Genomic DNA, 21,948 nt, shown 5'->3' on the forward strand with positions numbered 1-21,948 from the left:
AATTCTCCTTACACAGTTCCTTTTTCATACATTGCACGATTGCGTTCTTTATCTTGTTTTCTTTTTGCTTTTTCAATTTCTTTATTTCTAAACTCAAGCACACTAAATTTAAACCATAATAATGTCGGACTTGCAACAAAGATAGAGCTTAAAGTTCCCGCTATAATACCTACAATTAAAGCCAAAGAAAATCCTTGTATCATTTCCCCGCCAAAGAAATAAAGTATCACAACGGTTGCTAAAGTCAACCCTGAAGTTAAAACCGTTCTTGATAAAGTTGCTGAAACACTTTCATTAATAATAGGTGCAAGTTCGGTTTTTTTACTTGTTTTAATACCTTCTCTGATTCTATCAAAAATAATAATTGTATCATTCAAAGAGTATCCAAGCACAGTTAAAACAGCAGCCAAAGTATCTAAATTGACATCAATTTTAAATAAAGAAATTGCTCCTAAAGTAATCACAACATCATGAATTTCACTGATTATAGCCGCAAGAGCAAAACGCCACTCAAAACGCAACGCTATATAAATTAAAATTGCTATCAAAGATACAGCTATAGCCATAAGTCCTTTATTTCTAAGTTCATCACCTACTTTTGGTCCTACCACATCAGCACGACGCACCTCAAATTTTCCCGTATCCTTTAAAAGAGTGCTTATATGCTCGCCTATATCATTGCTTACATTATCATTACTTCCTAAAAAGCGTATAGTTACTTCTTCATTGCTTCCAAACTCAGTTACAGATAAATTTTGAAAAGTTCCTTGATTTTCTAAAATTTCTCGAATTTGCGTTATAGGAGCTGCATTTTCATATTTAAGCTGAACTAAAGTTCCTCCGCTAAAATCAATGCCATATTGTAAACCCCTATCCCAAAGTAAATAAATAGAACCAAAAAACAAAATAAAAGAAAGGGAAATAGCAGCAAAACGCATTCTCATAAAATCATAAATTTTCTTTTCGCTAAAAAACTGCATTATCTTCTCCTATAGCCAAACCAAAATCTTGTATTATTATTTTTTTCTATGCGTTGCATAAAATAATCAAACATTCCGTGAGTTCCTAAAATAGCTGTAATCATAGAAACAACGATACCAATTCCCAAAGTCACAGCAAAACCTTTAACTGCTCCTGTTCCATAGGCATAAAGTGCTACCGAAGTAACTAAAGAAGTGATATTTGAATCTATAATCGCACTCATAGCATTTTTATAACCTTGTTCTATACTAACTCTTATATTTACTCCATCTCGCAAGAGTTCTCGTATACGCTCATTGATAATCACATTTGCATCTACTGCCATACCCACAGTTAAAACAAGTCCTGCCATCCCTGGTAAAGTTAAAGTTGCTCCAAACATAGCCATAACAGCAACTACTACCAAAACATTAACTAGCATTGCAATATTTGCAAAAATTCCTGCCACACCGTAATACATCATCATAAATACTACAATAAAAACCGATGCACCGATTAAGGCTATCATACTCATTTTAATACTATCAGCACCTAAAGATGGTCCTATGCTTCTTTGTTCAAGTAATTTTACAGGCGCAAGCAAAGCTCCACTTCTTAAAGCTACCGCCACATCGCGTGCTTCTTCTTGAGTAAAAGCTCCACTGATTTGCCCACTACCTCCGCCTATGCGTTCATTGATAGATGGAGCAGAATATACTTTATTATCAAGTACAATAGCAAGACGCTTTCCAACATTTGCTCCTGTATAATCAGCAAATTTTTTAGAACCCTCGGCATTTAAAGTAAAATTAATCACAGGATAATTACTCTTATCACTAATCCCTACTCTAGCATCAGTAAGCATAGATCCATCTAAAATAGGTATACTTTTTAAGGTATATTTTAAATTTGGATTTCTAGAATCAGGCACTAAAATCAGTCCATAACTCGCAGCCTCAGCGTCGCTCATTGTGGAAGCTTGACCCATTTTAGAATCATCAACTTCCATAAGTTGTAAATGTGCTGCTTTTGTGATGCGTTCTTTTGCTCTTAGTTCATCTTCTTTGGTTTTAATCCCTGCAAGTTCAACCAAAATCTTATCATTACCTTGTTTAGCAACTGTTGGCTCTGCTAAACCAAATTGATCAAGCCTATTTCTTATGGTTTCAACTGCTTGCAAAAGTGCAAAATTTTCTATATTTTTTACTTCTTCTGAGGTAAAAGAAATTTTATAGTGCATATTTTCACTTTGTATATTAATTCCTTTTATTTCTTTAAGCAAATTTTCAACTTTTGCAATATCCGCATTATCAAGCAAAGTAAATTCTAAAATATCATCATGGGTATTTAAGCCGTCATTTAAAATATTTTCTTTATTAAAAGAATAACTCAATGAAGATGCAATTGATTTTATTTTAGATTTTACAGCTTCTTCATTATCTACACCTAAGAGCATATAAAGCCCACCTTGCAAATCAAGCCCTAAATTAATCTTCACACCACGTTCTGACTGCAAAAAAGAAGGGAGTGAAAAAGCCACTCCAAAAATAAATACCGCTATAAAAATAATCAAGCGATAATTGATTTTAGAATTACGCATCAATTTTCTTTGCTATAAATTCTCTTGAAATTTTTGCAGTAACATTGTCTTCATTAAGCTTAACTTTGATAAAATCCTCCTCTGGTTTTACGACTTCACAAATAAGTCCGCCATTAGTGATGATTTTATCTCCTTTTTGCAAAGACTCAAGCATTTGTTTATGTGCTTTTGCTTGTTTTTGTTGCGGTCTGATCACCAAGAAATAAAAAATTGCAAATAACACTACAAGAGGTAATAATGAAGTTAAAATTGAATTTTCTGCCATATTTTTCCTTTATTCCAAAAAAATTAAACACTAATTCTATCATTTTTAAAATAATAAAAGTCTTTTTTATTGCAATTTTACTTTCAAATTCTATTTATCTATCATTTTTTGAAAATATTTTTACACAAACCATTAGCCCATTTTTAGCTATTTACGGGTTAGTTTTACTTCTAAAAAGTAAAAATTCTAAACAATATTTTTGGATAGGTTTTTTTGTAGGGATTCTTTGGTTTTGGTGGATTGGTTTATCTTCAATTTATTTTAATCTAAACTATTTAGTACCAATTATACCAATTATCATTGGTTTTATTTATGGACTACTTTTTAGATTATGTTATTTATTAAAATTTGATTTTTTAAGACTTTGTGGAATTTTTTGCATAAGTTTTATCCATCCTTTAGGATTTGATTGGCTTAATTGGGGAATTTTTACAGTTTATGGTTTTTTTGACCCAAGTTATCGTGGTATTATTTGCATATTTTTAATAGCATATTTCATCTATGAGGGTTATATATCAAGATATTATAAAATAGCAATTGTTCTTGTTTTATTCTTTAGTGGATTTCAATATAATGAAAAACAAGCTCAAACTCTTAATTTAAACTACAAACTCATCAATACTAATATCTCTCAAGATCAAAAATTTTTACAAGAAAATTTAAAATCAAATTCTGATATCCTAATTCAAGATATATTTCAAGCTATAAATGAAAAAAAAGAACTTGTAATCTTGCCTGAAACCGCTTTTGCTTTTGATTTAAAAAATACCAAATATGAACTTATGCTTAAAGAATTATCTTATAAAATTACCATTATTACGGGAGCATTTTATACTGAAAAAGAGCATACTTACAATAGCACGTATATCTTTAAAAAAGGCAATGTCTATATTTTAAATAAGCATTTTTTAGTTCCCTTTGGTGAAGAAATTCCATTTTTTAAAGACTTAATAAAAAAATATTTTCTTAAAAATATTGAAGAATTTTCCCAAGGTCCTATACAAAGCAAATATAAATTAGACAATCAAATTATTACAAATGCAATTTGTTATGAAGCTACCAAAGAACAAAACTATCAAAATTCACAAATTATTATAGCTCTAAGCAACAATGCTTGGTTTAATAATAGCAGCGAATACAAACTCCAACAACTCTTAATGAAATTTTATGCAAGTAAATATGGGGTTAGTGTTTATCATGCTACAAATGGTAAAGAGAATATAGTTATACTCCCTAAAAAGCTTTTAAGTAAAGATTGGAAAAAATTTATCCAAAGAAATATTTAATGATAAAAAATAATATTAAAATTTTAATTTTAAAGTAATTTAAGTTATTTTATATTATAATTCTGTCAAATAATATTTTGACTTAGAGGGGTTTTTACCCCAAAGCTAAATTAATTTAGCTTCCTTCCTAACTTTTATATTTATGGGGGATATTGAAAAATATCCCTCTAAGTCAAAAATTAATACAACTTCATTAATTCTTTATAATTATACAAGCCTTATTTAAGCTTGTATAATATTGTTAATTTTTTAAAGCAGCTTTTTAAACTGTTCTAGAGCATCAAGTTGTTCCCAAGGATAGTCCTTTTGTCCTACTTGCCCACGAGCCGCTACATCCGCATAAAGAAAAGTTTCTTTACTTGGTTTATCCAGATGAAATTTATCACGGATCCAATTTGGCGTTAAAGAGAAGTTTTGCATAACAAAATCACTTAAAACATCATCATTTACACTGGTATTTGTGCCCATACAATCCACACTTACCGAAGTAGGTTTTGCAACACCTATAGCATAACTAAGTTGAACAATACATTTTTTAGCAAGCCCTGCTGCAACTATATTTTTAGCTAGCCATCTACCTGCATAAAGTCCACTTCTATCAACTTTAGTATAATCTTTGCTCGATTGTGCGCCACCACCTATTGGAGAATAACCTCCAAAACTATCTACTATAAGTTTTCTTCCTGTTAAACCACTATCATGTAAAGAAGAATGATTAATATATTTACCAGTTGGATTGATTAAAATTCTAGTCTTATTAGGGTCAAAAAGTTCTTTTGGTAAATTACTATCTAAGATAAGTTTCATCACCAAAGATCTTAAATCTTCTATTTTCATACTTTCAACACAAGGCGCAGAAACTACTATAGTATGAATACTTTGCGGTTTGCAATTTTCAAAATTCGCCTTAGTGCCATAATCAATAGTTACTTGAGTTTTAATATCCACGCCAAGTTCGTGTGGATTTGCTTTTGCATAAGCGTAGACTTTATCACATAGCATTCTTGCATAGCTAATGGCTGCTGGCATGTATTCTTCAGCCTCACAACTTGCAAAACCAAACATAATGCCTTGATCACCTGCCCCTGTTTCGCCATCTTCTTGATCAACACCTTGATTGATATCAGGGCTTTGTTCATTTAAAAACACCATAACATCAACTTCATCAGGATGCAAACACTGCTCTTTGTTAAAATGCCCTGCCCCATCATAACCAATGTTTTTTAAAACATCTTTAACTAAATTATCGTAATCAGCTTTACTAAGTTTGTGATTTGACTTAACTTCGCCTCCTATCACAACCTTATTTCCTGCGACAAAAACCTCACTCGCCACCCTTGAATTTTTGTCATTTTTCAAGAGTATATCCACTATCGTATCAGCGATTATATCAGCGCACTTGTCTGGATGACCTGCACTTACGACTTCTGAAGTGAATAGATACATAAAAAGTCCTTTCATTTAAAATGAACCACAATTGTATCCAAATAAACTTATCAAAGCTTGATAAATTAAAAATTCTCTAAAATTAAGCAAAAATTAGCTAAAATCAACTTCTGATATAAAAAATATTTAAAAGGTTTTTATGTTTTCTAAAATCATTCAAAGCTACGCTAAAGGCAACCTCATAGTTCAAATTTGCATAGGTATAGTACTAGGAATACTTATAGGCATTAGTTCTAAAGAAATATCTGAAATTGCAAATTTACTCGGAATACTTTTTACAAGCGCCTTAAAAGCTATCGCTCCTATGCTTGTTTTTATTTTAATTTTAACCTCAATTTGCACTAAAGATTTTTCTCAAAGTGGTGCTAAGATCAAAAATATTATTATTTTGTATATAGTAGGTACCTTTCTTGCTTCAGCTTGTGCGGTTCTTGCTAATTTTTTCTTCCCTATAAAGCTTGTTTTAGATGGAGTTCAAACTGCTACAAACTCATCTCCAACCCACATGAGTGAGATTTTTAAAGATCTTTTATTTAAAATTGTCGATAATCCCATAAATGCTCTTTCAAGTGGGAATTATTTAGGAATTTTAACTTGGGCAATAGCTGGAGGTATAGCATTAAAACACTGTTCTAACGAAGCAAAACAAGTTTTTATAGATATCAATGAAGGGGTTTTGAAAATTGTTAAATTTATAGTAAAACTTGCTCCTTTTGGAATTTTTGGACTTGTGGCTAATTCTGTAGCACAAACAGGAGCACAAGGTTTACTAAGCTATGTAAAACTCTTAATTTTACTTGTAGCTACTATGCTTTTTGTTACTTTTGTTATCAATGCTTTAATAGTCTTTTTTTATACAAGAAAAAATCCTTTTCCTTTGATTTTTATCTGCTTAAGGCACAGTGCATTTTTTGCTTTTTTTACAAGAAGTTCAGCAGCAAATATTCCTGTAAATATGGCACTTTGTGCCAAACTTGGCATAGATAAAGAATTTTATGGTATTTCTATACCTTTAGGAGCTACTATCAACATGGCAGGAGCAGCAGTTACTATAGCTATTTTAAGTCTTACTGCAGCTAATACTGTTGGTATAGAAATCAGTCTTTTGCAAGCCTTTTTATTAAGCATTATTGCTACCTTTGCAGCTTGCGGGGCTAGCGGAGTTGCGGGTGGATCCTTACTGCTTATACCTTTGGCTTGTTCTTTATTTAATATAGACTATGATATTGCTATGAAGGTAGTTGCCATAGGTTTTATTATAGGGGTTATTCAAGATAGTGTTGAAACTGCTTTAAATAGTTCTACAGATGTTCTTTTTACAGCAATTTGTTCTAAAAATGAATTAAATTATAATATCAAATAAGGTAAAAACATGCGTCATCTCATCACTACAAAGGATTTTAATAAAGTCGAAATTATGGAGCTTTTTAAAGAAGCAAGTGATTTCTTAGATGAAAAACCTAGAACTTTTCTTGAAGGAAAAAGTATCACGACAATTTTTTTTGAAAACTCTACACGCACCCTTTCATCTTTTGAAAGCGCTGCAAGAAGATTAGGTGCTAGGGTTTTACGCCTTGATGTTTCAAGATCAAGCTCTAGCAAAGGAGAAACTCTTTATGATACTGCTGCTAATTTAGATGCGATGAGTCCTAATGCTATTGTTATAAGACACGCAAACTCAGGAGTTCCTTTGATATTAGCAAAGCATATGCATTGTCCAGTTGTTAATGGAGGAGATGGAAAACACGCCCATCCTACCCAAGCTTTGCTAGATTTATTCACTATTTATAATCATTTTCAAGGCGATGTCGAAGGTAAGAAAATTTGCATCGTAGGTGATATTAAAAATTCCCGCGTTGCAGCGTCCAATATAGAACTTTTAAGCAGATTTAATCTTGATATTACCCTAGTAGCTCCACCACATTTTATACCTAATACCCATCTTAAAAAACATTATAAGCTTGATGAGAATATCATAGCAAATTCAGATATTATCATGAGTCTTAGAACACAAACAGAAAGACATAATAAAACCGTTTATGCTTCACTTAAAGACTATGCAAATGATTTTTGCATTCAAAAAAGCTTAGTAAAAGATAAAAAGCTTATTTTACTACATCCAGGCCCTGTAAATCGCAATATTGACATAAGCGATGAAATGATGAGCGATGAAAGGACTTTAGTTTTAAAACAAGTTAAAAATGGAGTGGCCATTAGAATGGCTGTTCTTAAAAAACTCATATTAGAAAATGAAGGATAAAAAATGTTAGAATGGGATTTAAGTGCTTTATTTCACGATAAAGAAGCGTTGCAAAATTTTACACAAGATCAAATCCAACAAAGTTTAAATTTCAAAAAAAACTATGAAAATAAACTTTATACATTAAATGCTAATGAGTTTTTACAAGCTTTAAAAGATTATGAAATTTTAAATCAAGCTCTTGGCAAAATCATGACTTATACTTATTTGCTTTTTGCTAAAAACACTCAAAATGGTTCTTTTTACGCACAATACGAAGAAGAATGCAAAAAAATAGAAGAAAATTTACTCTTTTTCGAGCTTGAATTTTGCGAGTTAGCTCCTGAGAAAAGTCAAAAATTTACAACTTTTTGCAAAGATTATGATTTTTATCTTTCTAATTTATTGCAAAACAAACGCTATAATCTTAGCAAAAACGAAGAACGCATTATGCTCTATCTTTCCAATACAGGTGCAAATGCTTTTAGTAGACTTTTTGATGAAAGTATGAGCGCTTTAAAAATCCCTTTTGAAGGTAAAAAACTTAGCGAAGAAGAAGTTCTAAGCAAAATGTATGATGAAGATAGAAAAATACGCAAAAAAGCTGCTAAAAAATTCAGTAAAGTTTTGCAAAAAAATAGCAGACTTTTAAGTTTTATTATCAATATGATAAAAACAGAAAGAAAAAACATAAGCTTATTAAGAGGTTATGAAAATGCTGAAATTTCAAGACATATCAGCAATCAAATTTCACAAAAAAGCGTTGATTCTTTGATAGCAAGTGCACAAAAACATTTTAACTTAGTATCGCAATTTTACAAAAGAAAAAAACAAATTTTAGGCTATGATGAGCTTAAAGACTATGACAGATATGCACCCATAGGAAAAGAAGCAAGTTTTGATTTTAAAACAAGTAAAAATATTGTTTTAGAGGCATTTCAAGCTTTTTCTCCTCAATTTTATGATATAGCAAAAAATGCTTTTGATCAAGGTTGGATTGATGTTTATCCGCAAGAAAATAAACAAGGGGGTGCTTTTTCACATTCTGCAACTTCTGATGCACATCCTTTTGTTTTATTAAACTACACCGATAAAAGGCGTGATCTTTTTACACTTGCACATGAATTAGGACATACTATCCATCAAAAACTTTCTTACAATGTAAGCTACTTAAATCAAAACACACCTTTAACCACCGCAGAAACAGCTTCAGTTTTTGCTGAAATGCTCGTATTTGATTTTATTAAAGATAAGTTAAAAAAAGAAGAACTCCTATCTTTATATGCAAATAAAATCGAAGATATTTTTGCAACTTTTTATAGACAAATTAATTTTACTTGTTTTGAAAGACGCTTACATGCTCAAGAAAATGAACTTAGCACCGAAGAAATCAATAAAATTTGGATGGAAGAATCTCAAAAGATGTTTCAAGACAGCGTAAAACTTACAAAAAATTATGCTTCTTGGTGGAGTTATATTCCTCATTTTATCCATTCTCCTTTTTACTGCTATGCTTATGCTTATGCACAACTTTTAGTTTTAGCTCTTTATGGACTTTACAAAAGTAAAAAATGTGAAAATTTTAAAGAACTTTATATCAAAATGCTTTCTTTAGGTGGAAGCGTGAGTCCAAAAGAACTAGTAGGAATGTTTGGCTTTGATATAGAAGATGAAAATTTTTGGGAAATAGGCATAAAAGAAATTCAAAAACTCATCAATGAATTTATGGAGTTACAATCATGCTAGAAACAATCTTAAAAAATGAAAATTTTATCCATACCATGCAAAAGCATTGTTATGAAGTTATTTCACACCTTATAGAAGAAAATATAGAATTTTCCATAGTTGCAAATACAAATTTCATAGATTTTAGCCCTGAACTTCCCAAAGAGCTTGATGTTAAACAAAATCCTTATGCTCTTTTTGCTCTTGGAGGATACACCTTTGAATCCATACAACTAAATAAAGATTTCATTCAATTTCACGCAGGTTTTGGAAATGATGATTTTGATAGTTTTGTAAAGGTTGATTTAGGAGCTATCACGCAAATTCAAATAGAAAATAGCATTTTATTTGTTAATTTTAGCCTTTATAAACGCGAAGATAGTAAAAATTTACAAAAATCTAAAAATATATTTTTAAATAATCCAAAAAATAAAGATATTTTCAAAAAATGAATCTATTTGAAGATTTAAATTATAGTCAAAAACAGGCAGCAAGCCACATTGATGGAGCTATGCTTATCCTAGCGGGTGCAGGTAGTGGAAAAACCAAAACTATCACCACTCGTCTTGCTTATCTTATCGGTGAAGTAGGCATCCCCTCGCATAACACTCTTACTCTTACTTTTACAAATAAAGCAGCTAGTGTTATGCGTCATAGAGCATTAAATTTTCTACAAGGCAATCACAATCCTTTGCTTTGCACCTTTCATAAATTTGGACTTTTATTTTTAAAACTCCATTTTGAAAGATTGGAGCGTAAAAATAGTTTTATTGTTATCGATACAGATGATACAAAAAAAATAATTAAAGACTTAATCCATGATAAAAACAAAGATAATGTCTATGATATTATCAAATACATATCTTATTGCAAAAATGAAGGCAAAAGAGTAAGCAATGTCTTTGAAGATTTAAATTTACTAAAAGAACATAATTTTGAAAAATATCAAAATGAATACAAATTTGCCAACTATTACCGTGCTTATGAAGAATACTTATTAAAACAAAATTTTGTAGATTTTGATGATCTTTTATTGCTAAGCAATCTCATTTTAGAAAATGATATAAATTTTGCCAAAGAACAAAGCTTACTTTATAATTACATTACAGTTGATGAGTATCAAGATACTAATACCTTGCAATATAAAATTCTAAAAAATCTATGTTGTATGCATGAAAATATCACAGTTGTTGGTGATGATGATCAAAGTATTTATAGTTGGCGTGGAGCAAAAATTGAAAATATTTTAAATTTTCAAAACGATTTTAAAAATGTTAAACTTGTAAAACTTGAACAAAACTATCGTTCAGTAGGGACTATTTTACAAGCAGCAAATAATCTCATATCTCACAATGAGCAACGACTTGGAAAAACTTTAATCTGCACTAAAGATACTGGGGAAAATATTAAAATATTAAAAAACGAAAACGAAAAAGATGAAGGTTTATATATCGCTCAAGAAGTGAAAAAATTGCTAAATTCTGGAGTAGAAGCTAAAGAGATCGCCGTTTTATTTCGAGTTAATGCACTATCAAGAGCAATAGAAGAAGCATTTATGAAGGAAAAAATTTCTTATAAACTGCTTAGCGGTATGCGTTTTTATGAAAGATTAGAAATAAAAGATTTAATCTCGTATCTTAGACTTATCTTAAATCCAAACGATGATTTGTCATTTAGGCGTATTATTAATCGCCCTAAAAGATCCATAGGAGAAAAAGCCTTAAAAAATTTAGAAGAATATGCAAAAAAACGTCAAATTTCACTTTTTGATGCCTTATGTGAAAGCGATGGCGGTGTAGGAATTTTAACAACAAAAAAAGCACAAAATGAAGCAAATATTTTTATACAAAATATTCACACTCTAAAAAGCTACGATAATGCAAAAAAAGTTTTTGACAATATAGAAGAATTATTTAAAATCAAAGATTATTTTTCAGAGCAAGATGATGGAGATGAAAGAATCAGAAATCTTGATGAGTTTTATGCTAATCTAAGAGAAAAACTCAAAGAAGATCCCGAAGCTTCTTTAGAAGATCTACTTAGTGAAATTTCTTTATTAAGTGATCAAGATAATTTAGATGAAGAATGTGTTTGCTTGATGAGTATTCATGCTAGCAAAGGTTTGGAATTTGATTATGTTTTTATAATAGGCTTTGATGAAGGATTTTTTCCTTTAAATAGCGAAGAAAATCTCGAAGAAGAACGCCGTCTTGCTTATGTTGCCATCACTCGCGCCAAAAAATTTCTCACAATAAGTGTTGCAAATTCTCGTTTTTATCATGGTTCAAGAGCAAATATCAATCCTAGTCGCTTCTTAGAAGAAAGTAAATTAATCAATGAAAAATCAAAAAATCAAAATATACAAAAAACTAGCTTTTGTAAAGGAGATCTAGTTAAACATAAAATTTTTGGCATTGGCAGGGTTGTTGAAGTTAATAAAAGAGGAAAAGAGGAACAGCTTAATATTAATTTTGGCGGCATAATGCGTGTAATCATGGCAAGCTTTGTGGAAAAAGCAGTATGAACAAGATCTTTGCAGCCTTTAAACCAAGGGGTTTGAGCTCTAATGCCTTTTTAAGCACTTTAAAGAAAAAATATAAAAATAAAAAAGCAGGATATTCTGGCACTCTTGATCCTTTCGCCAAAGGGATTTTAATCGTTGCATTTGGACAATACACAAAACTTTTCCGTTTTTTAAAAAAAACTCCAAAAACCTATAAAGCTACTTTATGGCTTGGAGTTTACTCCTTAAGTCTTGATGATCAAAATATAAAAGAAATTAAAAATATAAAAGAATTTGATCTTGCAAATTTACAACAAATCGTTGATCAAATGCAAGGAATTATCTCCTATACACCACCGCAATTTAGCGCCAAAAGAATCAATGGAACTCGCGCCTATGAACTTGCAAAAAAAGGTATAGAAGTAAATTTAAAACCTTGTCAAATGGAAGTATTTGATTGCAAGATCTTAAGCTATAATCATCCTTTTTTAAATATTGAAATCACAGTCAGTGAAGGTGCTTATATAAGATCTTATTGCGAACTTTTTGCTAGAAAACTAGGTATTAATGCGACTTTAAGCTCTTTAGAGCGCATTAAAGAAGGTAAATTTGTTTATAATAATGAGAAAAGCTTAAATGTGTTAAAATACATTAACCTAAAGCCAAATTTTATCAAGAATTTAAGTAAACTCGAAAATGGTGCTAAAATTTTTGTCGAAGAATTAGAATTTCATGATGAAGGAGATTATTATATTGAAACAGAAAAATATTTTAGCGTAATTAATATTAAAGAAAATACAGTAAAATATCTTCTAAATAAGGTTGAAAAATGTTAATATTATCAAGAAAAGAAAATGAAAGTATAATTATCGGAGAAGGTATAGAAATCAAAGTCGTTCAAACAGGGAAAGGATATGCCAAAATAGGCATAGAAGCTCCAAAATCTCTTATGATACTTAGAAAAGAACTTGTTCAACAAGTAAAGGATGAAAATTTGCATTCTGTTGTTCAGAATGATATTAAACTTGATGACTTAAGCAAAAAACTAATCAAATGAAAGCTTACGCTAAAGCAAATATTTTTTTAAAACTTACCGGTTTTGACTCAAGAAAATATCATCTTTTAGAATCACGATTTATACTTTTAAAAGATCTTTTTGATGAGCTTGAGCTTGTTGATAAAGAATCAGACTCTAAAAAAGAATTTGAAATCATTAGTAATTTTAAATGCGAAAATAATATTATTCAAAAGGCTTATTTGCTACTTTCTAAAAGATATAATAACGAATTAAAAGAATTATTTAGCAAAAAAAGCCTAAAACTCACAAAAAATATCCCAGTATGTGCTGGGCTTGGTGGTGGAAGTAGCGATTGTGCGAGTTTTTTACTACTAATGAATGAAACCCTAAAATTAAAATTAAACCTACAAGAACTTATAAATTTAAGCATACAACTAGGAAGTGATATTGCCTTTTTTTTAAGTGGCTTTCACTCTGCTAATGTAAGTGGCTGTGGTGAAATTATAAAAGAATTTGAAGATGACATACCTAATTTAAAATGGACTTTTCCACAAATATCTTGCCAAACTAAAGCTGTTTATGATGAATTTGATAGAGGAATATTTGACTTTCAAAAAAACAATAATCAAGCGCAAATCTACAAAAAACTCAGCACAAAAGAGTTGTTACAAAACTTTAAAAACAAAGAATTAAATGATTTATTTACTCCTTGTGCAACTTTATATCCTAAAATGAAGTCTTACTTACAAGAAGATTTTTTTCTAAGCGGTAGCGGTAGTAGTGTTTTTAAGGTTGATCGATGAAAATTATTGCGAGAAATAAAAAAGCTTTATTTGATTATAGCATCATAGAACGCTTTGAAGCCGGAATTGTCCTTAAGGGAAGTGAAGTTGTAGCCTTAAGAGCAGGAAGAGCAAATCTTAAAGACTCTTTTGTTCGCATTATAAAAAATGAGATTTTTTTACTTAATTCTCATATTTCATTGCTTCATACTACACATTCTTTCTATAAACACGAAGAAAGAGGTGCTAGAAAGCTTTTAATGCATAGAAAGCAAATTGATAAATTATTAGGTAAAGTAAGTATAGAAGGATATACTATCGTTGCATTAGATCTTTATTTTAACACAAAAAATAAAGTAAAAGCCACTCTTGCTTTAGCTAAAGGGAAAAATTTGCACGACAAGCGTGAAACTTTAAAGAAAAAGCAAGCCGATTTAGAAGCTAGAGCTGCTATGAAAAATTATAAATAAAGGAAATTAAATGAAAAAAATTTTAACCCTATTTTTAATAAGTTTAGCATTTTTTCTTAATGCTTGCTCCAAAAAAGAAGAAATTCAAAATGATTTTATGTTTGAAGAGTATCACAAAGGAGATAAAATAGTATTAAATAGTGTAAATGGTGGAAGCAAAACTTTAATAAGAACAGATAAAGGTTTTGTGGTAGAAGGAGAGGAAGGAAAAGTTCTAATGTTTGATTTTTTTGGCACTTTTTGCACCCCATGTAAAGAAGAAGCTTTAGATCTTAGCAAACTTTGGAAAAATAATTCTAGCAAATTTATCATTATAGGACTTACGCATTTTGAAGATGTTAGCGATGAAACAGTTAAAAAATTCGCAGATGATTATGGTGCTTACTATTTTCTAAGCAATGGCAGCTCTAACGATCGTATTATTGCTCAAATTTTAAAAGATATAGACTATCAAAATATGGAGCAACTTCCTTTTAAGGTCGTTTTAAAAAATGGAATTTATCAAAAAATAAGCGATTACTGGAATAATAATGCTCCAACAAATTTTTATCTTGGTAAAATTCCAACAGAACTCATGCAAGAAGATTTAAATAAAATCTACAAAGGAAAATAATGCCAAAAACCCAAACTCTAGAACAAATAAAACTTAGTGAACCAAAAATGTATAAAGTTATACTCTTAAATGATGATATAACAACTATGGATTTTGTTATAGAAATTTTGATGAATATTTTTCATCAAAACCTTGAGAAAGCAAGTCAAACAATGTTAGAAATTCATCACAATGGTTCTGGAATTTGTGGCATTTACACTCAAGAAATAGCTCTTTCAAAACAAAAAAAAGTTATAGATGCGGCTAAACTTGCTAATTTTCCACTACAAGCGAAGGTAGAAGAAGAATGAAATACCAAGAAAATTTACAAAAATATCTTGATAATGCCAAAAATCTAAGCTTAATAAACCACCATGAATTTGTTACCTGTGAGCATGTGCTGTTTGCATTACTAAAACTAAGCACTGATTTTAAGGATATATTTGAAGAATTTTCAGATGGAGATCTTGAACTTCTAGAAACTGAATTAAAAAATTACATTTCTCAAAACAATCAAATTATTAAACAAGAAATAGAACCTACAATATCTGTTGTTTTAGATGAAATCTTACTTTCACTTAAAAATAAAAATAATGAAATTAAAATTATAGATTTTTTAGAAAAGCTCATACAGGATTCAAGAAGTTATTCTAGCTATCTCTTAAAAAAACACAACATAAATCTTAACAAAATTCAAGAACTTCAAAATCATAAAAATATACAAAATTTAAGCAACCACACAAGTGATTTAACACTTTTAGCTCAAAATGGCAAGATTGATCCTTTAATAGGAAGAAAATTTGAACTTGAAAGAATGATGCAAATTCTTTCACGTCGCAAGAAAAATAATCCTATTTTAGTAGGAGAAGCAGGAGTTGGCAAAACGGCCATTGTAGAAGGATTAGCATTGGCTATTGCGGAAAAAAAGGTGCCTAAAAACTTACAAAATGCAAAAATTTTTAGTCTTGATATGGCTAGTATACTTGCGGGAACAAAATACCGTGGAGATTTTGAGAAAAGAATTAAAGAAATTTTAAATGAACTTGAGAAAATACCCAATGCTATTTTATTTATTGATGAAATTCACACTATAGTAGGAGCTGGAAGCACAGGAGAATCTCATACTGATTTTTCCAATCTTTTAAAACCAGCTCTAAGTAATGGAACTTTAAAATGCATAGGTGCAACAACTTTTATGGAATATAAAAATACTTTTGATAAAAATAAACCCCTAAGTCGCCGTTTTGCTAAAATAAATGTAGATGAACCAAGCCAAGAAGAAAGCTTGCAAATTCTTAAAGGATTAAAAAACAAATATGAAGAATTTCATCATATAAAATTAAACGATGAAATTCTTCAATATGCTGTAATTTGGGGTAAAAAATTTTTTAATGATAAATTTTTACCTGATTGTGCTATAGATCTGATCGATGAACTTGGCGCTTCTTTTGCTTTAAATCCAAAAGCTAAAAAAAATGTCAATTTAAAAGATTTAGAAAATGTTTTAGCAAAAATGACCCACCATCACAAAATGTTTGAATTCGATCAAAATAAAGCTTTAATGAATTTAAAAACAAATTTAAAAGCAAAAATTTTTGGCCAAGATGAAGTTATAGATAGTCTTGTTTCATCACTTAAGCAAAGTTTCGCAGGATTTAAAAATTCCAATACACCACGCGGAGTGTTTTTGTTTACTGGATCAAGTGGAGTTGGAAAAACAGAACTTTGCAAAGCTTTAGCTGAATTTTTAGGTTTAAATTTAGAACGCTTTGATATGAGTGAATATGCAGAAAAACATGCTATAAGTAAACTAATAGGATCTCCAGCTGGATATATAGGTTTTGAAGAGGGTGGACTTTTAAGCAATGCTATCCGCAAAAATCCTTTTAGTCTTGTTCTTTTTGACGAAATAGAAAAGGCTCATCCTGATTTAAGCAATACCTTTTTACAGATTTTTGACAATGCTGAACTCACCGACAATAGCGGTCTTAAAGTAGATTTTAAAAATACAATCATTATTATGACATCTAATCTAGGGCTTAAAGAAAGCAATGAGCTTGGTTTTTTAAGTAAAAATGAAGAAAAAAGTAATCGTGCTATCAAAGACTTTTTTGCTCCAGAATTTATTAATCGTATTGATAAAATTTTACATTTTAATGATTTAAACGATGCTATACTTGTTAAAATTATCGAAAAAGAACTTGATGAAATTTCTAAAAATTTAAACAATATAAAATTATCAGCGGATGATAAAGCCAAAATTTATTTAACTAAAAAAGCCTATAATAAAGAATTTGGAGTAAGGCTTTTAAAACGCATAATTTCTGAGGAGATAGGAGAAAAAATCAGTGATGAAATTTTATTCGGAAAGCTTAAAAAAGGCGGTATAGCTAAAATCAAACTTGGTAAAAATGGAAAGCTCGAATTTATATTCTAAATTACTCAATGCACCTAAAAATGCTCCTGTATTTTTAAGTCAAAATTTAGAAGCTGATTTTATTGTAAAAGCTTATACTTTTGGTCTATTCCCATGGACAAGTAAACCTGTAACTTGGTGGTGTCCAGATCCTAGATGCATTTTAATTCCAAATCAAATTCACATCCAAAAAAATATGAAAAAATTTATTAATCTCTATCAAATTAAACTTGATTATGATTTTTTAAAATTAATTACATTATGTCGCGATACACGCTCTCAAAGCTGGATAGATGATGAATTTATTACCACTTATTATAAGTTATTTACCCAAGGCTATGCGCATAGCCTTGAACTTTATGAAAATAATGAACTTATAGGTGGAATTTATGGTTTAATTTTAGGCAAGGTTTTCTTTGGTGAAAGCATGGTAAGCATTAAAAAAAATGCATCTAAAGTTGCCATGATTAAGCTTTGTGATTTATTAAAACCTTATGATTTTATCATAGATTGTCAAGTTTATAACCAACATTTAGAATTCATGGGTGCTCATAATATTTCTAGGAAAGAATTTTTAAATATTTTAAAAGAAAAATGCAATCAAGAAAGTGGTTTTAAAAATTTTAAAGATTTAATGACTTAAAAAATAAGCGTGAAAATCACGCTTATGACATTGCTTTAGCAACTTCAGTAGAGCTTTCACGAATTTTCTCCATACATTCTCTTGCTTCTTTTGCAAGTTCAACACTCTGATTAACATCCTCTAAACCGCTTTTAATACTCTCAACCACTTGTGATGTAACATTACGAATAGAATTAATCGTAGTGGTAATTTCATTAACTGAATGCCCTGTTCTTTCGGCTAAATTTCTTACTTCATCAGCAACAACAGCAAAACCTCTACCATGTTCACCAGCACGCGCTGCCTCAATAGCAGCATTTAAAGCAAGCAGATTAGTCTGATCAGCAATATCACTAATAGTCTGAATAATAGATTTAATTTCATCTGATTGTTGATTTAATGAAGAAACAAGATTTGAACTTTGAGACATCATATCAGCAATATTCTGAACATTTGAAACAGTGTTTTCAATTACACGATCTCCATCTTGAGTAAGATTATCATTTTTTTCTGCAAGTTCGCTTATGAGGCGAAGTTTTTCTTGATCTTTTTTAACTTGTTCGCTTATATCTGTAGCAAATTTAATAACCTTGTAAATTTTCCCATCATCATTTTTAACCGGATTATAACTTGCTTCAAGGTATACTTTTTTATTATTTCTTCCGTATCTTATATATTTACCTGATTGAAATTTGCCCTCTCTTAAATCTTCCCAAAATTGAACATAGTCCTTAGAGTGTCTATAATTAGAATCACAGAACATACTATGATGCTTTCCTTTAATCTCATCAATATTAAAATCCATAGTTCTTAAAAAATTTTCATTAGCCGTAATAATAGTCCCATCAGGTTTAAATTCAATAATAGCCATGGAACGATTAGCAGCAGCAATAGTATTTCTAAGATCAAGCATTTCATAATGTCTTTGAGTTATATCATTGGCAAATTTAATAATTTTATAAACATGGCCATTATTATCACTAATTGGAAGATAATTTGCTTCTAAATAAACATCTATCCCTCCCTTAGCTATACGTCTAAAAAGACCACTTCTAGCTTTTCCATCTCTTAAATCTTTCCAAAAATCACTATATGCTGAAGAATTAACAACTTCAGGCAAACAGAACATACTATGATGCTTGCCCTTGATCTCTGAAAGGGAGTATTTCATAGTTGTTAAAAAATTTTGATTTGCCTCTAAAATAACGCCATCGGTGGTAAATTCAATTACTGCCATGGTATTCCCAATAGATCTTAAAATATCTCCTAAACCATTACACTTTTTTTCAAGTTGTTCAATTATTTCAGTATTATTTTTCTTAGCACCAAACATAAAACTCACCTTTTTAATAATAAATTATTTTAAAATTATATCATATTTATATAGTATTATTTACTTAAAATTATATTAATTTATAAGTTAAATATATCCTTTAAACCTACAATAACCATCTTAAACCCCATAGCAGCAATAAACACTTGTGCTATACGAGAAAAAACATGCAAAATCAATTTTCCAACTATTTTTTCTATAGTAGCTGCAAAATGAAAAAGTACAAACATAAAAATAAAAGCTATCATTACTCCGCCAAGAGCAACATCAAGCCCACCATCTTCTGCTATAACGACAATACTAGCTAAAGTTCCAGGTCCAACAAGCATAGGAAATGCCATAGGTATTAAACTCTGTCTTAAAATTTCCTTATCATCCATATCCTGATAAGAACTAAAATCCTTAGTTACAATTTTTGTTGAAAAAAGTAAATTTTTAATAGCCATTACAATAAGAACCAAACCACCAGAAACCCTTAAATCATCTAATGAAACTCTAAAAATATAGTTCATAAATAAAGGTCCTGATAATAAAAATACCAAAACTATAGTAAAAGCTGTATAGACAATAGTTCTAAAAAGTTTTTTCCGAAGCATTATAGGTAATCCATCGCTCATAGCCAAAAATTGAGTTAAATTACCAAAAGGATTTAAGATGGCAAGTAAAGTAATTGCAGCAAAAAATATCAAATAAAGCTCAGAACCCATACTAGAAAACACTATCAATCCTTAGTTTTTACAAATTCCAAAGAAATAGAATTTACACAATGTCTTACATTTTTAGCAGAAAACCCTTCTCCTTCAAAAACATGACCTAAATGTCCATTGCAGTTTGCACACACAATCTCGGTTCTAATCCCATCTTTATCAGGAATTCTTTTAATAGCCCCTCTTATTTCATCATCAAAGCTAGGCCATCCACAACCTGATTTAAATTTATCTTCGGATTTATAAAGCGAAGCTCCACATTGCTTGCATTGATAAATTCCTTTTTCATAAAAATCATTATATTTCCCACTAAAAGGAGCTTCTGTTCCTTTATTTAAAATTACTTTTTTTTCTTCTTCATTTAATTCTTTCATGATCTACCCTTGTAAAATAATTTTTATATTATATAATTAAAATTTCAATTTTAAATGATAAATTTTTATAATTTTCAAGAAAGTTTTAAATGCAAAAAGAATTTTTTCAAGAACTTCAAGATATTTTATATGAAAAAAATATAACTATAAAATTTCACTCTTTTCAAAATTTTTATGAAGACTTTAAAAGCCACAAATTTAATTTTAATCACGAGAATCAAAGCATTTTCAAAAAAAATACATCACAACAAATTACCTTGCTTCATCCTACGCGTATAAGAAGGCCTAAATTTGTCAATTCAACTCATGCGCTTGCTAAAATAATTCATTCAGTCGCTCATATAGAATTTAATGCAATTAACCTGGCTTTAGATGCGAGTTATCGCTTTAAAAATCTACCTTTGCAATTTTATTACGATTGGCTGGAGGTAGCAGATGAGGAAATTAAACATTTCAAACTTTTAAATTCAGTACTTGAAGAACTTGGTTACAAATATGGAAATTTTCCAGTGCATGATAATTTAGAATCTGCTCTAGAAGCTACAAAAGACTCTTTAAGCTTTAGAATGGGAATAGTTCATAGAGGTTTAGAAGCTAAAGGGCTTGATGCCAACCCCTTTGTTGTTCAAAAACTTCAAAGTTCCAATCATTCCATTAAAAATCTTTTAATGGAATATCTTGAAATTATACTTAATGATGAAATAAAACACGTTAAAAAAGGAGATACTTGGTGGAAATTTGCAAATCAAAACAAGTATGATTTTATCGAGCTTTGTAAAACGTTTAAACAATTCTCTCTTGCAGGAAAAAAACTTAACATTCAGGCAAGAATCAAAGCTGGTTTTACTCAAGAAGAATGCGAAGTCATTGAAAAATTTTACTCTTGATTTCTTATCTTAAATTTTGAAACAATAATGGTATATAAAACCCGAATAATTCCATAAAGCACATACAAGCTTGCTAAAATTACTAAACTTTCAAGGGGGTAAAGATATAAAAATGAAAATATTATAATTAAAATAATCAAAACTTTTAAAACGCTAGAACGATTAAAATCAAGCTTTTTAAAGCTGGGATAGCGTATATTACTTACCATTAAAAGCCCTAAAATTGCTTGAAGCACCAAAAAAACTACACCATAAGGCTTTAAAAAATCATAACTGATAAACGCATAAGTCCATATAGCACTCACAACTGCTGCAGTAGGTATAGGAAGACCTATAAAAACAGAAGGTTCATAAGTACCCGTGGTAACATTAAATCTCGCCAAACGAATGGCTCCAAAAACCACAAAAAAAGCCGTAATCAAAGATCCAAGTTTTCCAAAATCATAACCTATAGCCATATAAAAAAGAACCGCTGGAGCAACTCCAAAAGCTACTAGATCGGCTAAAGAATCAAATTCTACTCCAAATTTTGAAGTAGAATTTGTAAGTCTTGCAACACGGCCATCAAGCCCATCGCAAATCAAAGATAAAATAATATAAATCAAAGCTGTATAATAATTTCCATGTATTGAAGCTATAATAGAAATAACCCCTAAAAAAGCTGAAGCAGCTGTAAAAAGATTGGGTAAAATATAAATTAATTGCGGTCTGTTATTCATTATT

Annotated in this window: 22 protein-coding genes and 1 pseudogene; 15 read left to right on the forward strand and 8 right to left on the reverse strand. The window is 29.9% G+C overall.

The window, feature by feature from the left end; all coding sequences use genetic code 11:
- Window positions 1-8: 8 nt before the first annotated feature.
- Genes secF through yajC form a run of 3 tightly spaced genes read right to left on the reverse strand, consistent with a single transcriptional unit; the run spans window position 9 to window position 2,825 of the window.
- Window positions 9-980, reverse strand: coding sequence for a protein translocase subunit SecF (gene secF / locus AJ936_RS07970; RefSeq protein ID WP_002858025.1), 972 nt, complete (start codon window positions 978-980; stop codon window positions 9-11).
- Window positions 980-2,560 carry a protein translocase subunit SecD gene (gene secD / locus AJ936_RS07975; protein WP_070240191.1) on the reverse strand — a complete coding sequence of 527 codons (1,581 nt, stop codon included), beginning with the start codon at window positions 2,558-2,560 and terminating at the stop codon, window positions 980-982. The genes secF and secD overlap by 1 nt, the downstream gene beginning before the upstream one ends.
- Window positions 2,553-2,825 (reverse strand): preprotein translocase subunit YajC, encoded by a 273-nt coding sequence (gene yajC, locus AJ936_RS07980; protein ID WP_002786346.1) that lies wholly within the window; start codon window positions 2,823-2,825, stop codon window positions 2,553-2,555. Before yajC ends, secD begins: the two co-directional genes overlap by 8 nt.
- On the opposite strand from yajC, the pseudogene AJ936_RS07985 reads away from it, so the two are divergent.
- Window positions 2,798-4,124 (forward strand): annotated as a pseudogene (locus AJ936_RS07985) (apolipoprotein N-acyltransferase). The gene yajC and the pseudogene AJ936_RS07985 sit on opposite strands and share 28 nt — an antisense overlap.
- 236 nt (window positions 4,125-4,360) lie before the next feature.
- Here the strand turns inward: AJ936_RS07985 and metK are convergent.
- Window positions 4,361-5,557 carry a methionine adenosyltransferase gene (gene metK, locus AJ936_RS07990; RefSeq protein WP_002861817.1) on the reverse strand — a complete coding sequence of 399 codons (1,197 nt, stop codon included), beginning with the start codon at window positions 5,555-5,557 and terminating at the stop codon, window positions 4,361-4,363.
- A 139-nt stretch (window positions 5,558-5,696) separates the two neighbouring features.
- Here metK and sstT point away from each other — a divergent pair, with 139 nt between their 5' ends.
- The 13 genes from sstT to aat are packed head-to-tail and all read left to right on the forward strand — an operon-like array spanning window position 5,697 to window position 17,945.
- Window positions 5,697-6,920 (forward strand): serine/threonine transporter SstT, encoded by a 1,224-nt coding sequence (sstT, locus tag AJ936_RS07995; protein ID WP_002861818.1) that lies wholly within the window; start codon window positions 5,697-5,699, stop codon window positions 6,918-6,920.
- Between the two features lie 9 nt (window positions 6,921-6,929).
- Window positions 6,930-7,817, forward strand: a complete 888-nt coding sequence (locus tag AJ936_RS08000; RefSeq protein ID WP_070274312.1) for an aspartate carbamoyltransferase catalytic subunit — start codon at window positions 6,930-6,932, stop codon at window positions 7,815-7,817.
- A gap of 3 nt (window positions 7,818-7,820) precedes the next feature.
- On the forward strand, window positions 7,821-9,542 hold the full coding sequence (locus tag AJ936_RS08005) for a M3 family oligoendopeptidase (protein ID WP_002861820.1): 1,722 nt from the start codon (window positions 7,821-7,823) through the stop codon (window positions 9,540-9,542).
- Entirely contained in the window at window positions 9,536-9,973 is a 438-nt protein-coding gene (locus tag AJ936_RS08010) for a hypothetical protein (protein WP_070274314.1), read from the forward strand. Before AJ936_RS08005 ends, AJ936_RS08010 begins: the two co-directional genes overlap by 7 nt.
- Window positions 9,970-12,045: an ATP-dependent helicase gene (locus AJ936_RS08015; RefSeq protein ID WP_070274315.1), complete on the forward strand. Its 2,076-nt coding sequence runs from the start codon at window positions 9,970-9,972 to the stop codon at window positions 12,043-12,045. The genes AJ936_RS08010 and AJ936_RS08015 overlap by 4 nt, the downstream gene beginning before the upstream one ends.
- Window positions 12,042-12,860 carry a tRNA pseudouridine(55) synthase TruB gene (truB, locus tag AJ936_RS08020; protein WP_002870522.1) on the forward strand — a complete coding sequence of 273 codons (819 nt, stop codon included), beginning with the start codon at window positions 12,042-12,044 and terminating at the stop codon, window positions 12,858-12,860. The genes AJ936_RS08015 and truB overlap by 4 nt, the downstream gene beginning before the upstream one ends.
- A complete protein-coding gene (gene csrA, locus AJ936_RS08025) occupies window positions 12,854-13,081 on the forward strand; it encodes a carbon storage regulator CsrA (protein ID WP_002852854.1) in 228 nt (75 codons plus the stop codon). The genes truB and csrA overlap by 7 nt, the downstream gene beginning before the upstream one ends.
- Complete coding sequence (locus AJ936_RS08030) at window positions 13,078-13,845, forward strand: 4-(cytidine 5'-diphospho)-2-C-methyl-D-erythritol kinase (protein ID WP_070274317.1); 768 nt, start codon at window positions 13,078-13,080, stop codon at window positions 13,843-13,845. The genes csrA and AJ936_RS08030 overlap by 4 nt, the downstream gene beginning before the upstream one ends.
- Complete coding sequence (gene smpB, locus AJ936_RS08035) at window positions 13,842-14,294, forward strand: SsrA-binding protein SmpB (RefSeq protein ID WP_002852861.1); 453 nt, start codon at window positions 13,842-13,844, stop codon at window positions 14,292-14,294. The genes AJ936_RS08030 and smpB overlap by 4 nt, the downstream gene beginning before the upstream one ends.
- Window positions 14,295-14,304: 10 nt before the next feature.
- On the forward strand, window positions 14,305-14,907 hold the full coding sequence (locus AJ936_RS08040) for a TlpA disulfide reductase family protein (RefSeq protein WP_070274319.1): 603 nt from the start codon (window positions 14,305-14,307) through the stop codon (window positions 14,905-14,907).
- A complete protein-coding gene (locus AJ936_RS08045) occupies window positions 14,907-15,197 on the forward strand; it encodes an ATP-dependent Clp protease adaptor ClpS (protein ID WP_070274321.1) in 291 nt (96 codons plus the stop codon). The genes AJ936_RS08040 and AJ936_RS08045 overlap by 1 nt, the downstream gene beginning before the upstream one ends.
- Window positions 15,194-17,323 carry an AAA family ATPase gene (locus AJ936_RS08050; protein ID WP_070274323.1) on the forward strand — a complete coding sequence of 710 codons (2,130 nt, stop codon included), beginning with the start codon at window positions 15,194-15,196 and terminating at the stop codon, window positions 17,321-17,323. The genes AJ936_RS08045 and AJ936_RS08050 overlap by 4 nt, the downstream gene beginning before the upstream one ends.
- The gene (gene aat / locus AJ936_RS08055) at window positions 17,298-17,945 is read left to right on the forward strand and encodes a leucyl/phenylalanyl-tRNA--protein transferase (protein WP_002932715.1); all 648 of its coding nucleotides are present in this window, start codon (window positions 17,298-17,300) and stop codon (window positions 17,943-17,945) included. Before AJ936_RS08050 ends, aat begins: the two co-directional genes overlap by 26 nt.
- 22 nt (window positions 17,946-17,967) lie before the next feature.
- Here the strand turns inward: aat and cetZ are convergent, their stop codons facing one another.
- The 3 genes from cetZ to AJ936_RS08070 all read right to left on the reverse strand — a co-directional run bounded on the left by cetZ (window position 17,968) and on the right by AJ936_RS08070 (window position 20,338).
- Window positions 17,968-19,257, reverse strand: a complete 1,290-nt coding sequence (gene cetZ / locus AJ936_RS08060; protein WP_070274324.1) for an energy taxis response protein CetZ — start codon at window positions 19,255-19,257, stop codon at window positions 17,968-17,970.
- Window positions 19,258-19,337: 80 nt separating this feature from the next.
- On the reverse strand, window positions 19,338-19,964 hold the full coding sequence (locus tag AJ936_RS08065) for a MarC family protein (protein WP_079860817.1): 627 nt from the start codon (window positions 19,962-19,964) through the stop codon (window positions 19,338-19,340).
- Between the two features lie 14 nt (window positions 19,965-19,978).
- Window positions 19,979-20,338, reverse strand: a complete 360-nt coding sequence (locus AJ936_RS08070; protein WP_002861829.1) for a methionine-R-sulfoxide reductase — start codon at window positions 20,336-20,338, stop codon at window positions 19,979-19,981.
- An 89-nt stretch (window positions 20,339-20,427) separates the two neighbouring features.
- Between AJ936_RS08070 and AJ936_RS08075 the strand changes: the two genes are divergently transcribed.
- Window positions 20,428-21,225, forward strand: a complete 798-nt coding sequence (locus AJ936_RS08075; RefSeq protein WP_070274327.1) for a ferritin-like domain-containing protein — start codon at window positions 20,428-20,430, stop codon at window positions 21,223-21,225.
- Here the strand turns inward: AJ936_RS08075 and pssA are convergent.
- Window positions 21,216-21,944 carry a CDP-diacylglycerol--serine O-phosphatidyltransferase gene (gene pssA / locus AJ936_RS08080; protein ID WP_002859122.1) on the reverse strand — a complete coding sequence of 243 codons (729 nt, stop codon included), beginning with the start codon at window positions 21,942-21,944 and terminating at the stop codon, window positions 21,216-21,218. The two genes, AJ936_RS08075 and pssA, sit on opposite strands and share 10 nt — an antisense overlap.
- Window positions 21,945-21,948 lie beyond the last annotated feature (4 nt).

This window comes from Campylobacter sp. BCW_6877 (assembly GCF_001762445.1).
In the GTDB taxonomy this organism is placed as follows: domain Bacteria; phylum Campylobacterota; class Campylobacteria; order Campylobacterales; family Campylobacteraceae; genus Campylobacter_D; species Campylobacter_D jejuni.

What these genes read in the sequence shown, in the direction of transcription:
- smpB (WP_002852861.1), top strand. Translation starts at nt 13,842, where the DNA reads ATGAAAATTATTGCGAGAAATAAAAAAGCTTTATTTGATTATAGCATC.
- AJ936_RS08010 (WP_070274314.1), top strand. Translation starts at nt 9,536, where the DNA reads ATGCTAGAAACAATCTTAAAAAATGAAAATTTTATCCATACCATGCAA.
- cetZ (WP_070274324.1), bottom strand. Translation starts at nt 19,257, where the DNA reads ATGTTTGGTGCTAAGAAAAATAATACTGAAATAATTGAACAACTTGAA.
- truB (WP_002870522.1), top strand. Translation starts at nt 12,042, where the DNA reads ATGAACAAGATCTTTGCAGCCTTTAAACCAAGGGGTTTGAGCTCTAAT.
- AJ936_RS08065 (WP_079860817.1), bottom strand. Translation starts at nt 19,964, where the DNA reads ATGGGTTCTGAGCTTTATTTGATATTTTTTGCTGCAATTACTTTACTT.
- secD (WP_070240191.1), bottom strand. Translation starts at nt 2,560, where the DNA reads ATGCGTAATTCTAAAATCAATTATCGCTTGATTATTTTTATAGCGGTA.
- AJ936_RS08075 (WP_070274327.1), top strand. Translation starts at nt 20,428, where the DNA reads ATGCAAAAAGAATTTTTTCAAGAACTTCAAGATATTTTATATGAAAAA.
- AJ936_RS08015 (WP_070274315.1), top strand. Translation starts at nt 9,970, where the DNA reads ATGAATCTATTTGAAGATTTAAATTATAGTCAAAAACAGGCAGCAAGC.
- sstT (WP_002861818.1), top strand. Translation starts at nt 5,697, where the DNA reads ATGTTTTCTAAAATCATTCAAAGCTACGCTAAAGGCAACCTCATAGTT.
- pssA (WP_002859122.1), bottom strand. Translation starts at nt 21,944, where the DNA reads ATGAATAACAGACCGCAATTAATTTATATTTTACCCAATCTTTTTACA.
- aat (WP_002932715.1), top strand. Translation starts at nt 17,298, where the DNA reads ATGGAAAGCTCGAATTTATATTCTAAATTACTCAATGCACCTAAAAAT.
- AJ936_RS08005 (WP_002861820.1), top strand. Translation starts at nt 7,821, where the DNA reads ATGTTAGAATGGGATTTAAGTGCTTTATTTCACGATAAAGAAGCGTTG.
- AJ936_RS08070 (WP_002861829.1), bottom strand. Translation starts at nt 20,338, where the DNA reads ATGAAAGAATTAAATGAAGAAGAAAAAAAAGTAATTTTAAATAAAGGA.
- AJ936_RS08000 (WP_070274312.1), top strand. Translation starts at nt 6,930, where the DNA reads ATGCGTCATCTCATCACTACAAAGGATTTTAATAAAGTCGAAATTATG.
- yajC (WP_002786346.1), bottom strand. Translation starts at nt 2,825, where the DNA reads ATGGCAGAAAATTCAATTTTAACTTCATTATTACCTCTTGTAGTGTTA.
- metK (WP_002861817.1), bottom strand. Translation starts at nt 5,557, where the DNA reads ATGTATCTATTCACTTCAGAAGTCGTAAGTGCAGGTCATCCAGACAAG.
- AJ936_RS08050 (WP_070274323.1), top strand. Translation starts at nt 15,194, where the DNA reads ATGAAATACCAAGAAAATTTACAAAAATATCTTGATAATGCCAAAAAT.
- secF (WP_002858025.1), bottom strand. Translation starts at nt 980, where the DNA reads ATGCAGTTTTTTAGCGAAAAGAAAATTTATGATTTTATGAGAATGCGT.
- AJ936_RS08045 (WP_070274321.1), top strand. Translation starts at nt 14,907, where the DNA reads ATGCCAAAAACCCAAACTCTAGAACAAATAAAACTTAGTGAACCAAAA.
- csrA (WP_002852854.1), top strand. Translation starts at nt 12,854, where the DNA reads ATGTTAATATTATCAAGAAAAGAAAATGAAAGTATAATTATCGGAGAA.
- AJ936_RS08030 (WP_070274317.1), top strand. Translation starts at nt 13,078, where the DNA reads ATGAAAGCTTACGCTAAAGCAAATATTTTTTTAAAACTTACCGGTTTT.
- AJ936_RS08040 (WP_070274319.1), top strand. Translation starts at nt 14,305, where the DNA reads ATGAAAAAAATTTTAACCCTATTTTTAATAAGTTTAGCATTTTTTCTT.